11 protein-coding genes and 2 riboswitches are annotated in these 11,070 nt (G+C 64.7%); of the genes, 6 read left to right on the top strand and 5 right to left on the bottom strand.

Annotation, left to right across the window (positions count from 1 at the left end):
- Window positions 1-20 precede the first annotated feature (20 nt).
- Genes AAEZ08_RS02520 through cobF form a run of 3 tightly spaced genes read left to right on the top strand, consistent with a single transcriptional unit; the run spans window position 21 to window position 2,519 of the window.
- Window positions 21-1,034: a magnesium chelatase ATPase subunit I gene (locus AAEZ08_RS02520; protein ID WP_500123649.1), complete on the top strand. Its 1,014-nt coding sequence runs from the start codon at window positions 21-23 to the stop codon at window positions 1,032-1,034.
- Window positions 1,016-1,714 carry a vWA domain-containing protein gene (locus AAEZ08_RS02515; RefSeq protein ID WP_500123689.1) on the top strand — a complete coding sequence of 233 codons (699 nt, stop codon included), beginning with the start codon at window positions 1,016-1,018 and terminating at the stop codon, window positions 1,712-1,714. Before AAEZ08_RS02520 ends, AAEZ08_RS02515 begins: the two co-directional genes overlap by 19 nt.
- 34 nt (window positions 1,715-1,748) lie before the next feature.
- Window positions 1,749-2,519 carry a precorrin-6A synthase (deacetylating) gene (gene cobF / locus AAEZ08_RS02510; protein ID WP_500123648.1) on the top strand — a complete coding sequence of 257 codons (771 nt, stop codon included), beginning with the start codon at window positions 1,749-1,751 and terminating at the stop codon, window positions 2,517-2,519.
- A 23-nt stretch (window positions 2,520-2,542) separates the two neighbouring features.
- Here the strand turns inward: cobF and AAEZ08_RS02505 are convergent, their stop codons facing one another.
- From AAEZ08_RS02505 to cobG, 5 genes are all read right to left on the bottom strand, one after another.
- A complete protein-coding gene (locus AAEZ08_RS02505) occupies window positions 2,543-3,193 on the bottom strand; it encodes an energy-coupling factor ABC transporter permease (protein WP_042927056.1) in 651 nt (216 codons plus the stop codon).
- A gap of 36 nt (window positions 3,194-3,229) precedes the next feature.
- Window positions 3,230-3,430: riboswitch (cobalamin riboswitch) on the bottom strand.
- Window positions 3,431-3,474: 44 nt separating this feature from the next.
- Complete coding sequence (gene cobJ, locus AAEZ08_RS02500) at window positions 3,475-5,145, bottom strand: precorrin-3B C(17)-methyltransferase (RefSeq protein ID WP_500123647.1); 1,671 nt, start codon at window positions 5,143-5,145, stop codon at window positions 3,475-3,477.
- A gap of 43 nt (window positions 5,146-5,188) precedes the next feature.
- Window positions 5,189-5,938, bottom strand: coding sequence for a precorrin-2 C(20)-methyltransferase (locus AAEZ08_RS02495; RefSeq protein WP_036991894.1), 750 nt, complete (start codon window positions 5,936-5,938; stop codon window positions 5,189-5,191).
- Window positions 5,935-6,561, bottom strand: coding sequence for a precorrin-8X methylmutase (locus tag AAEZ08_RS02490; RefSeq protein WP_255830760.1), 627 nt, complete (start codon window positions 6,559-6,561; stop codon window positions 5,935-5,937). The genes AAEZ08_RS02495 and AAEZ08_RS02490 overlap by 4 nt, the downstream gene beginning before the upstream one ends.
- A complete protein-coding gene (cobG, locus tag AAEZ08_RS02485) occupies window positions 6,554-7,885 on the bottom strand; it encodes a precorrin-3B synthase (RefSeq protein ID WP_500123646.1) in 1,332 nt (443 codons plus the stop codon). Before cobG ends, AAEZ08_RS02490 begins: the two co-directional genes overlap by 8 nt.
- Window positions 7,886-7,985: 100 nt before the next feature.
- Window positions 7,986-8,186, bottom strand: a riboswitch (cobalamin riboswitch).
- A 71-nt stretch (window positions 8,187-8,257) separates the two neighbouring features.
- On the opposite strand from cobG, the gene cbiE reads away from it, so the two are divergent.
- From cbiE to AAEZ08_RS02470, 3 genes are read left to right on the top strand one after another with little or no spacing between them, the layout of a single operon-like run.
- A complete protein-coding gene (gene cbiE, locus AAEZ08_RS02480; protein WP_500123645.1) occupies window positions 8,258-9,463 on the top strand; it encodes a precorrin-6y C5,15-methyltransferase (decarboxylating) subunit CbiE in 1,206 nt (401 codons plus the stop codon).
- Window positions 9,460-10,197: a cobalt-precorrin-6A reductase gene (locus AAEZ08_RS02475; protein ID WP_500123644.1), complete on the top strand. Its 738-nt coding sequence runs from the start codon at window positions 9,460-9,462 to the stop codon at window positions 10,195-10,197. Before cbiE ends, AAEZ08_RS02475 begins: the two co-directional genes overlap by 4 nt.
- Before the next feature lie 53 nt (window positions 10,198-10,250).
- A complete protein-coding gene (locus AAEZ08_RS02470; protein WP_003284472.1) occupies window positions 10,251-10,967 on the top strand; it encodes a (2Fe-2S) ferredoxin domain-containing protein in 717 nt (238 codons plus the stop codon).
- Window positions 10,968-11,070 lie beyond the last annotated feature (103 nt).

The following is an 11,070-nucleotide window of genomic DNA, read 5'->3' as shown; positions in this document are numbered from 1 at the left end:
TGCCTCTACGGATGCCTGCCATGCCCGATAGCCATTTCCCCCTCGCCGCCGTGGTCGGAGCCGATGACCTCAAGCTGGCCCTTTGTCTGGCAGCAATCGATCCCGCGATTGGCGGTGTGTTAATCGAAGGCCCTCGCGGCATGGCCAAATCGACCCTGGCGCGAGGGCTGGCGGACCTGCTGCCAAGCGGCCAGTTCGTCACCTTGCCGTTGGGTGCCAGTGAAGAACGCATCGTGGGCTCGTTGGATCTCGATGCAGCTCTGGGTGAAGGGCGCGCCGAGTTCTCGCCGGGCTTGTTGGCCAAGGCCGATGGCGGCGTGCTCTATGTCGACGAGGTCAACCTGCTGCCGGATCACCTGGTCGACCTGTTACTCGATGCGGCGGCCAGCGGCATCAACCATGTGGAGCGGGACGGCGTTTCCCATCGGCACCCATCGCGCTTCGTGCTCATCGGCACCATGAACAGCGAGGAGGGCGAACTGCGGCCGCAGTTGCTCGACCGTTTCGGCTTCAACGTTGCGCTGGACGCGCGGCCACAGCCTGCACAGCGGGCGGAAATCGTTCGCCGTCGGCTGAATTTCGATGCCGATCCGCAGCGCTTTCTGTCCTCTTGGTCGGAAGAGCAGGGGGCGCTGCGGGCGCGCTGCCAGCAAGCGCGCGCCCAGCTGAGCGATATTCCGTTGGACGAGGCAGCACTGGAGCAAATCAGTCAGCGTTGCTTTGCCGCCGAGGTCGATGGGTTGCGAGCTGATCTGGTCTGGTTGCGAGCTGCTCGCGCCCATGCGGCCTGGCGTGGCTCGGTACGCATCGAGGCCGAGGACATCGATGCGGTGGCCGATTTTGTTCTGCGTCATCGGCAGCAGCAGGCAACGCCGCCTTCACCGCCGCAGCAGCAGTCACCGCAGGCACAACCCAAGGAAGACGCCGGTACCTCCAGGGATGATCAGGGCGCTGGCGACTGGGGGCAGCTGCCGGCCCAGGTTCAACCTGTGGGTGCTCGGCGTGAACCGCCTCGCTGGTCAAAAAAGCCCTGAGCATCCGCCCACGCAGCGCCTCCGGCGCGGATGCACGAGCAGCACCGGGTAGCGTGAATGGAGGGCGGCACGGCGCCAGTCGCGGCGGCGTGTCTGGGCGGATCGACTGGGCCGCGACCTTTATGCTCAACGGCAGGCCGCAGCGCCGCGATGACCTCGTCATGAGGCCGCGCAGTCGGCGGGCGGGTGAAGTGTGGTTGGTGATCGTCGATGCCTCGGGCTCGACCCGTCGCCACGGTGCGCTGAGCAAGGCGAAAGGGCTGCTCGGCGAGGTGTTCGAGCAGGCCCGGCGGCAACGAGTGCGGCTGGCGCTTTTGCGGGCCAACGGCAAGCAAGCCGACTGGGTTTGGCCAGGTCACAAGGTGACCGGTGTGCAGCAACAATGGCTGGCTGATCTCGGCGCAGGTGGCGGCACGCCGCTATTGGATGCCTTGCAGCAGGCGGCAGCATGGCAGCGTCGTCGGCAGCAACTCAAGCCCGCCGAGCAGCATCGACTGCTGGTCCTCACGGACGGCCGCTTGCGTGAGTCGACAGCTCTGGAACCGAGTCTTTGCCCGGTCGTGCTGGTAGACATCGAGAGCGCCCCGATCCGCCTGGGCCGTGCACGGAAACTGGCCGAAGAACTGGGCGCGGAGTATCAGCACATCGACACGCTCGCGACCCTGAACAACCCTGTCTAAACGACCAACCTTTAGCGCAATGGAGCCAGAACCTGTGAAAACACTACTGATCATCGGCATTGGCGCAGGCGATCCCGATTTTCTGACGGTCCAGGCGATCAAGGCGTTGAACCGCGTCGACGTGTTTTTCCTGATGGACAAGGGCGCCTCGAAGGACTCGCTCATCCACCTGCGCAAGCACATCTGCGAGCGCTTCATCGACACGCCGGGGTATCGCTTCGTCGAGGCCGAATGCCCCGAGCGCGTGCGAGGTGTCGCCGACTACCGGGCCAGCGTTGTCGACCTCAATCAGGACAAGCAACGGGTGTTCGAGCAGATGGTCCACCATGAGCTGGCCGATGGTGAGGTGGGCGGCTTTCTGGTCTGGGGTGATCCTGCGCTGTATGACAGCACGCTGCGCATCGTCGAGGACATCGTGCAGGCGAGCCCGGAGCCCATCACCTACGAGGTGATCCCCGGCATCACCAGCCTGCAGGCGCTGGCGGCCCGGCACAAAGTCTGCTTCAACAGCATCGGTCAGGCCTTTCAGGTCATGCCGGCCCGGCGATTGGCCGAGGGCTTTCCTGACGGGCTGGATAGCGTACTGGTGATGCTCGATGCGCGGGATACCTACTGCCTGTTCGTCGATCAGGAGATGGACATCTATTGGGGCGCATACGTGGGCACCGCGGATGAGGTGCTGATTGCAGGAAAGGTCGGTGAGGTGGCGGAGCAGATCCGCGGCACCCGCGCCGAGTTGCGCGAGCGGCATGGTTGGATGATGGACAGCTACCTGTTGCGTCGCCGCAGCGCTGACGAAGACTGATCGTCAGCGCTGGCGTGGCCTGATCAGGCGGTCGCGAGGGTTTTGACGGTGGTGAACCGGCTGATCAGCGGGTTATCTGCAAAGCGTTTGAGCGTGCGGACAACCAGGCAGGTGAACAACGGCTCGAGCAGCACCAGCGGCAGGTAGGAAACGGCGAACATCGCCCAATTCTGCAGAGGCGTGGGTTCGTTACCCAGCGACAGCCAGAAGCCGACCATCAGCACCACGCCGCCGTAAAAGGCTGCGTCGAACTTGACCACTTCGGCCCAGCGAATCACGCGCCCGCCTTGGGCGAAGAAGTGCCGGCCGAGCAGGCCATGGGCGGCGATCAGCGGCAGGATCAGCGACAGCGAGTTGACCGCCAGGTGCACCAGATCGGACGGCTCGAACAGCAGCCCTTGCAGCAGCAGGCCAATAGCGAATCCGAACAGCGTCGGCACGAAGCCGAATATCACATAGACAGCCGACGCACCCACGAAATGCAGTTCCGAGGCGCCGACCGGCATGTGAAAGACCTCCATGAAGATGGAGAAGAACAACGCGGCGAGCAGGGTCTTGACCCAGATGTCGGGGCGCCACATCAGCTTGGGCAGGAACACGGCCAATGTTGAAACGGCTGCGGCGTTGGCAAAGACGATTTTTGCGGCGTTGAGTACGCCAGGTTCGATATGCATCGTTCTCCCTCCGAGGGATGCGGGTTGAAAGGCGCCGGGATCGGCACGCTGATGGCAGGTCTCCTGGCTCACGGGTCAATGTGCACCTGCGTCTTCCCAGCCGATCAGGCCAGTGACTTCATTTGCAGGTGAACTCGCCGTTCACAGTTGCGGGGGCAGCGCAGGAGTAGCCCGTGGGCGTACCTGCTTCCCTCTTGCCTCTGCCTTTGGGGCAGAACCATCAAGCGTCGCTAGGGTAGTGGGTTTATCGGCTTTCGGCACGTCTAAAACGAGGTTTCCGTTCAATCGGCAGGGTAACTTCTGGGGGTATAGACCCAGTCGCCACCGTCCGGCTTGGCAAACCGGCAGGTCTGCGACGAGCCGATGATGACCAGCGTGCGCATGTCCACCTGTTCGGGCGTGAGGTCGCCAAGCGTGGTGACAGTCAGGGCTTCGGCTGGGCGACCGATGTCGCGGCCAAGCACAACCAGTGTTTCCGGTTTGCGGTAATGGCGAAGTATTTCCAGCGCCCGCCCGAGCTGCCAGGGCCGCGCCTTGGAAATGGGATTGTAGAAGGCCATGACCAGATCGGCCGCAGCGGCGTGTTCCAGACGCTTCTCGATCAGCGTCCAGGGTTTGAGATTGTCCGATAGCGAGAGCATGCAGAAGTCGTGACCCAGCGGCGCGCCGGCTTTGGCGGCGGTGGCCAGCGCCGCCGATACGCCTGGCAGCACCTGCAGATCCACGGCGTGCCAGCGGGGGTCGCTTGATGCGTGCAGCGCTTCCAGTACCGCGGCGGCCATGGCAAACACACCGGGGTCGCCGGACGATATCACCACAACCCGGCGACCGCTGGCGGCCAGCTCGAAGGCATGGGCTGCACGCTGCAGCTCCTCGCGGTTGTCGCTGCTGTGGCTGACCTGGCCTGGCCTGAGCGGGCCGGCCATCTTTATGTATGTCTCGTAACCGAGCAGGTCTTGCGCCTCGTCCAGCGCTTGGCGCGCCGCAGGCACCATGAATTCGGGAGCGCCCGGTCCGAGGCCAATCACCGTCAGCGAGCCGCGGGGCTGACCGATCTGCTTGATGTCGATCGGCTCATCTGCGAGCAATAGCCGTGCGCGCTGGCTGCGACTGTGCTGCGCCGGCAATTGCGTGGTGTCGTCGCTGTAGCGGATCGGCAGGCCAAGCTGGCTGGCCACGTGTTGCAGCTCGGTGCTGGACATGAGGTGGAGCGGTGCGATCAGGCAGGCAAGGCTGTGCGGCGAAAAGCTGGATTCATCGATCAGCTGCTGAACTTCGGTATCCAGTTCCGGGCCAACGCGTTCGACATGAATCGCGATCAGCCTGGGGTGGATGCTCAACGTGCACGCATCGTCCTGCCGGAGCGGGCTGACGGACACCCGGTGTTGCGCTTGCGGGTCGAGCGGCAGGCTGAGTTCATCCAGCCAGGGCGCCGGACCTTCGACGCGCACCGGCGCGCCGGCCAGCAGGTCGCTGACGAATCGCTTGCCTTGTTCCAGATCCCCCAGCACATAACCGGACGGCGGGGAGAGCAGGCAAGCGCCGAAGCGCAGCTCGCCGCTGGTGGTGATGGCCGGGCTGACCTCCAGTGCGGCGCCGATCTCCCGGGCCATCCGATTTACGCCTGCCAGGCCGCCGAGCAAGGGCACCACTGCGCTGCCATCCTCACCAACCACCAGTACCGGGGGCTCGTTGTCCTTGTCGCCCAGTACTGGGGCCAGACTGCGGATCACAATCCCCGCCGCGCACAGCGCGATGATCGGCGTGTTGGCTCGATACAGATCGCGCAGATGCTCGCCAAAGTTATCGTACGGCCTGTCGGCTTCGACAGCGCGTCCGCTCAGCCCATAAACCTGTGCTCCTGGATAGACGCGCTGTATCCGTCTGGCGGTGTCGAGGGCAGAGGCGCCAAGTACGACGATGGCGGGTGCGGTAGTTGCGAGGCCGGGCATAGGGCATCCGAGAGTCGGGTGGGACAGGGGAATAATCGCAGCTTCAGCCGCGCCATTTCTCGCCGGGAACGAGGATCATCGAGAAGTAAGGAGATGACATCGGCTCCACCTCATCCAGCGGAACGATCTTCTGGTTGGCCATGGTGGCGCGTTCGACGTAGTGCGCGCGTTTCTCGAGTCCCAGCTCCTGCAGTACGCGGCGGACCTTTTCGAAGTTGCGCCCGAGCTTCATCACCACGGCCGCCTCTGCGTCACGCAGCCTTTGCTTGAGTTCCGCCTCCGGCAGCACGCCGGACAGCACGGACAGGCTCTGGTTGCGGTAAACCAAAGGCGTGCCGAGCACCGAGGTGCAGCCCAGCATCGAGCAGACGCCCGGCACGACCTCGACCGGGTAGTCCGCAGCCAGGCGGTCGTGCAGGTACATGTAGGAGCCGTAGAAGAACGGGTCGCCCTCGCATATCACGGCCACGTCTCGCCCGGCGTCGAGCTCAGCGGCAATCTGAACCGCGCAGGTGTCGTAGAAGTCGGCGATCACATCCTCGTAGGAGAGCGGCGGCGCGAGCTTTTCGGTGGTAACTGGATAAACCAGCGGCATGCGCTGCTGCTGGTCGGTCAAGTGCTGCTCGATGATGCCGAAGGCGTTGCCGCCGTGGCCCTTGCTGGCTTTCGCCTTGGCCACGAAATAGCCGACAACCGCCGCGCTTTGCAGCAGGCGCAGGGCCTTCAGGGTGATCAGTTCCGGATCACCCGGGCCTACACCCAGCCCGATCAGCCTCCCTTTGCCGTCCATCATTCCACCTCCGTGGCGAGGGCGTTGACCGCAGCCACCGCCATCGCACTGCCGCCGCGCCGGCCGCGAACCACTACATAGGGTACGCCGCGGCTGTCCGCTGCCAGCGCGTCCTTGGATTCCGCCGCGCCGATGAAGCCGACCGGCATGCCGATGATGAGCGCAGGTTTTGGCGCGCCGGCATCGAGCATTTCCAGCAGGTAGAACAGCGCGGTCGGCGCGTTGCCGATCACCACCACGCTGCCCTCCATATGCTCACGCCAGTGCTCCAGCGCTGCCGCAGAGCGTGTATTGCCGAGCGCCTGCGCCAGGTCCGGCACGCCATCGTCATGGAGGGTGCATATGACCCGGTTGTTCTTCGGCAAGCGTGGCCGGGTGATGCCTTCGGCCACCATCCGTGCATCGCAGAGGATCGGCGCGCCGGCGTGCAGGGCGGCACGGCCGGCCGCCCCGGCGCCTGGAGAAAAGGCGAGCTCACTGACGATGTCCACCATTCCGCAGGCGTGGATCACCCGTACGGCGAGCTTTTCCATGTCAGGCGGAATCGCGCTGAGATCGGCTTCTGCACGAATGGTGGCGAAGGAGCGCCGGTAGATCTCCTGACCGTCGCGGATGTAATCAAGCATGGATGCGTCCCGTTGCGTGGTGCTGGGCGAGCCAGGCGCCCGCTTGGTCGATGTTCATGGGGGGTGCCAGTGGTTGGCCGAAACCGGCCACATTCGCGGCGCGCTCGTAGAGCTGATAGAGGCCGTCACCGACTGCAAGCAGTGTGAACGGCGCGACATGCGCAGCCGCACAGGATCGCGAGCAGCCGCTGAGGTGAACCTGAGGGTGCGCGTCGTGTTGTTGCAGGCAGGCCGCCAACGCCAGAGCGTCGTGCTTGGTGTCGGCCAGCCCGCGCGCGCAGCCGGCAGAACCGGTGCAGGCAATCAGGTTGGGCAGGGGAGCGGCTCTGTTGGTGAGCAGCCCGACTTGCGTGAGGGCTGCGAGTACGTTGTCCGCCTCGTGGATCTGCACATTTGGAATCAGTAGACCCTGCCAGGGCGTAAGCCGCAGGCTGCCATCTGCATGCCGCTGCGCCAGTTCGGCAACGGCGCCAAGTTGTTCGGCGCTGATCCGCCCTAGCGGCGCGCTGGCCGCGACCATCGCGAGCTCTGCCTGGCGTTGCGCGATGATGCCAATCGGCGGGGCAGCGGCAGGGATTTGGCGTTGGCATTCAACCGCTACGGGTGAAATTGCGAATGGCAGGCGCGCCTGAACCCGTCGCACCAGTTCATCGGCCGGGATGCATTCGAGCAGCTGACGCATGCGGCTCTGCTCAGGGACGGCGCACTCCAGAAAGGTCAGCAGGATCGCTTCGACCAGCTGTACGGCGTTCGCAGCGGCAACCATGCCCAGCGGTTTGTCGGTCGGGCAGCCGGCCAGGCCGAATATCAACTGCGGGGCGCCGGGGAGGGCGCGTAACCAGAGGTCGTGAGGGTGTTCGAGCATGCATAGGCTCTCACCACCATCGAGCTGGATGGCGAACTTGGCGGACAGGACGTGCAGCGCGGAATTGTTTTGCAAGAGCGCCAGGAGTGCGTCGGCCAGTGGCCGGGTATCCATGTGCTGCTGAGGGTCCAGGCCGGCCGCGGGGCTGAGCATGAGATTGCGCACATCGTCGGCATCGAGCACCGACGGGCCGAGGTTCGCTTCCAGCAATGAGCGGATCAGCTCTTGCTCGGATTCGGCACGTACACCACGGATCTGCAGATTGCTGCGGTTGGTCAGCTCGAGCACGCCGCTCGCAAAGCGCTGCGCCGCCTCGGCGATCGCGCGCGCCTGACTCGCGGCCAGAGCGCCGCCAGGCAACTTGACTCGGCAGATGCCGCCGTCCAGCGCTTGCACGATGCGCAGCAGGCCAGGGCAAGCGCTTGGGCGAGGAAAGGGCAGTTCAGTCATGGGAGGCATGGTCGCGCACGGTGCACCTGTAACCAAAAGACGCGGCGACCAGACCGGGAGAGTTCGTTGAACTCAGTTGGCATCGGTACACCCCGCCCGATGTTGGCACTCGCGACCAGCGTCGTCGGCAGGTCTCCTGGCTGACAGGTCTTCATCGTCCGCGGCCTTCCCGGTTTCCCAGTGGCGTGTGTGCGGAGGATTCGCTGTTTACAGTTGCGGGGGCAGCTCGGTCACGATCATCAGATCGCTCCGTATTCCCTCTTAGGCCCGTGGCGTGGTCGCGGCGGGCACCGACGAAGGCGCTATTATGCCCGCTTTGCCGGACGACGCGACAGCCAAGCCTGTCCCGACGAAGGCTTGGCATTGTGATGGAGAGGCGGGATGACGCCCTGGTTGACGGTGGTGGGGATCGGCGAAGACGGCTGGGCCGGGCTCGGCGAAGCGGCTCGGCAGGCTCTCGGTGAGGCAACACGCATCATCGGCGGTGATCGGCAGCTGGCGCTGTTGCCCGATCACTTGCAGGGCCTGGGAGAGTGCTGGCCGAAGCCGTTCAGCCTGGAACCGGTGCTTTCAAGTCGCGGCTCGCCTTTATGCGTGCTGGCAAGTGGAGACCCCATGTTCTATGGCATTGGCGCCACGCTCGCGCGGCAGTTGGATGCACAGGAGATGCGGGTGTTCTCAGCGCCGTCGTCAGTCTCGTTGGGCGCGGCACGTCTTGGCTGGGCGCTGCAGGAAACGGAGGTGGTATCCCTGGTTGCCAGACCGCTCGCGGCACTGAGCGCCAAAATATCTCCTGGTGTGCGGCTGCTGATCCTCAGCAACGACGGAACCAGCCCCACTCAGGTGGCGCAATTGTTGACGAGCCGGGGCTTTGGTGCGAGCCGTCTGACCGCGCTTGAGCATCTGGGCGGCGCCAGGGAACGGCGGCTGGATTCCCTTGCAGCGGACTGGTCATTCGATGTGATTGCCGATCTGAATCTGTTGGCTGTTGAATGCGTAGCGGACTCGAATGCCCAGCGCCTGCCGCTCACACCCGGTCTTGCCGATCAGCTCTATAGACACGACGGCCAACTGACCAAGCGGGACGTCCGCGCGCTGACCTTGGCTCGGCTCGCACCCATGCCCGGCGAACTGCTGTGGGACGTCGGCGCCGGTTGCGGTTCCATTGGCATCGAATGGATGCGTGCGCATGCCAGTTGCCGGACGATCGCGGTGGAGGCCGATGCCGGGCGTCAGGCCCATATCGAACACAACCGCGACGCGCTGGGCGTTCCAGCATTGCGTCTGGTGGCAGGCCGGGCGCCTGAGGCACTGGCAGGCCTCCCCGAGCCGGACGCGATCTTCATTGGCGGCGGCGTTACGGTTCCGGGTGTCATGGAGCAATGCTGGGCCAGCCTTAAACCGGGCGGGCGGTTGCTGGCCAATGCGGTGACCTTGCAGAGCGAGGCGCTGCTGATGAGCTGGCGTGAACGCATCGGCGGCGAGCTGACGAGGATATCCGTGGCGCATGCGCAGCCGCTGGGCGGTTTCGATACCTGGCGTGGAGCGTTGCCGATCACGCTGTTGCAGGTCGAGAAGCCGCGATGACCCGCATCCTCCTGCTCGGCGGCACGGGCGATGCCTTGCGTCTTGCTCGCGGCCTTGGCTCCTCGCATGTTTACAGTCTGGCCGGTCTGGGACGCGTGCCCGGCGACCTCCAGTGCCAGGTCCGCGTAGGCGGTTTTGGCGGTGCGCAGGGGCTGGCTGCCTTCATCGCGGCGGAACGTATCGAGCTGCTGGTCGATGCCACGCACCCCTACGCGGCGCAGATCAGCGCCAATGCAGCAATCGCGGCGGAACAGGCGGGAATTCCATGCTGGGCGTTACGCCGCCCGGCCTGGCAAGCAGGCGAGGGGGACAATTGGCACGAGGTGAACGACTGGGCTGAGCTGATCGGCGCCCTGGGCGATTTCCAGCGACCGTTTTTCACGCTCGGCCGCGAGCCGCTGGCGCACCTGCACGAAATTCCTGAACACCAACACTGGACAGTTCGTTGCCTGGACGCACAGGCATCGGCTGACCGAGCCGAAATTATCGGCGACCGCGGTCCGTTCGACCTTGAGGCCGAGCGGCAGCTGTTCGACCGGCTGAATTGCGATGTGCTCGTCAGCAAGAACAGCGGCGGCGACTCCACCGAACCCAAACTGCAGGTGGCTCGTGAGCGGGGCCTGCCGGTCCTGCTCCTGCGTCGCCCGTTGCTACCGGCGGTGAGCCGGGAATTCGCACGCCGTGATGAACTGTTTTCGGCGCTCAAAACCGTCGGCGTCGATTCCAGCGCCTGATCGCTCGCCTTCGCCCGTCGCTGCTATGCTGCGCGCCGCTAAGGAGAGAGCCAATGACTACCGCTGATTCACCCTACGCCCGCGTCTTGTTCGTCGGTCCCGACCTGTCTGAAGGCTCGTTCGCCGAAGTATTCCGTGCACGTCTGGCTGCTTTGCGCGACGAACAAGCGCTGCGGGACGTGATCGATACAGGCTCAGGCTACGAACCGCTGTGGAATGCGGTCAGTGAAAGCGGTCGGCCACTCTTGGTGATCGACCTCGAGCCGCAATCGAGCAGCGCTCATCTTGACTGGCTGCGTAGCGAACTCGTGCAGCTCGAAGGCGCTGAGCAAATCTTCGTGGCCAGTGCAATTGGCACCGCCGAGGCGCTGCCCGTCGAAGCGGCCTGCGCCTTGATCGACCGACCGGAGTTGCACCTGCCGTGCACCGACGTCGCACCGCTTCCGGATGTGCACGCCTGGTCGAAGATTCCCCTGCATGAGCACCGCGTGCTGCTATGCAATGGCCCGCGCTGCACACGTCGCGGTGCCTTGCCGCTGTGGAAGGGGCTAAGGGAAAAGCTCAAGGCCGCCGGCAAGCTCGAATGCGCCGGTGGCGTCCACATCACCCGGACGCAGTGCCAGTTCCCCTGCGATCAGGGCCCGACGCTGAGCGTCTATCCGGCCGGCAAGTGGTACCGGGTTCGCAACGAGGCGGAGGTGACACGGTTGGTCGACGAGTTGTTCGTCGCCGGGCGCGAGGTGCCCGAAATGCTGATGCCGGGCCAATGAACCTGTAGGGGCAGCCTGGCGTTAGTCCAGGCTTTCACGCGCACGCCAACTGCTTACCAGATTCTTGATCGCCAACCCGTTGGTTCAAGCGCATATACGAATC

Origin of the sequence: Pseudomonas sp. E45-MNA-CIBAN-0222 (assembly GCF_040310405.1) — a bacterium.
GTDB lineage: Bacteria > Pseudomonadota > Gammaproteobacteria > Pseudomonadales > Pseudomonadaceae > Stutzerimonas > Stutzerimonas stutzeri_AC.
Note: the sequence above shows the minus strand (reverse complement) of the source record. Positions and strands in the feature narration are given on the sequence as shown.

Excerpts from the sequence above, each read along its gene's own strand:
- AAEZ08_RS02520 (WP_500123649.1), top strand. The coding sequence starts at position 21 with ATGCCCGATAGCCATTTCCCCCTCGCCGCCGTGGTCGGAGCCGATGAC.
- AAEZ08_RS02470 (WP_003284472.1), top strand. The coding sequence starts at position 10,251 with ATGACTACCGCTGATTCACCCTACGCCCGCGTCTTGTTCGTCGGTCCC.
- AAEZ08_RS02475 (WP_500123644.1), top strand. The coding sequence starts at position 9,460 with ATGACCCGCATCCTCCTGCTCGGCGGCACGGGCGATGCCTTGCGTCTT.
- AAEZ08_RS02490 (WP_255830760.1), bottom strand. The coding sequence starts at position 6,561 with ATGCTTGATTACATCCGCGACGGTCAGGAGATCTACCGGCGCTCCTTC.
- AAEZ08_RS02495 (WP_036991894.1), bottom strand. The coding sequence starts at position 5,938 with ATGATGGACGGCAAAGGGAGGCTGATCGGGCTGGGTGTAGGCCCGGGT.
- cobJ (WP_500123647.1), bottom strand. The coding sequence starts at position 5,145 with ATGCCCGGCCTCGCAACTACCGCACCCGCCATCGTCGTACTTGGCGCC.
- cobG (WP_500123646.1), bottom strand. The coding sequence starts at position 7,885 with ATGCCTCCCATGACTGAACTGCCCTTTCCTCGCCCAAGCGCTTGCCCT.
- cbiE (WP_500123645.1), top strand. The coding sequence starts at position 8,258 with ATGACGCCCTGGTTGACGGTGGTGGGGATCGGCGAAGACGGCTGGGCC.
- AAEZ08_RS02505 (WP_042927056.1), bottom strand. The coding sequence starts at position 3,193 with ATGCATATCGAACCTGGCGTACTCAACGCCGCAAAAATCGTCTTTGCC.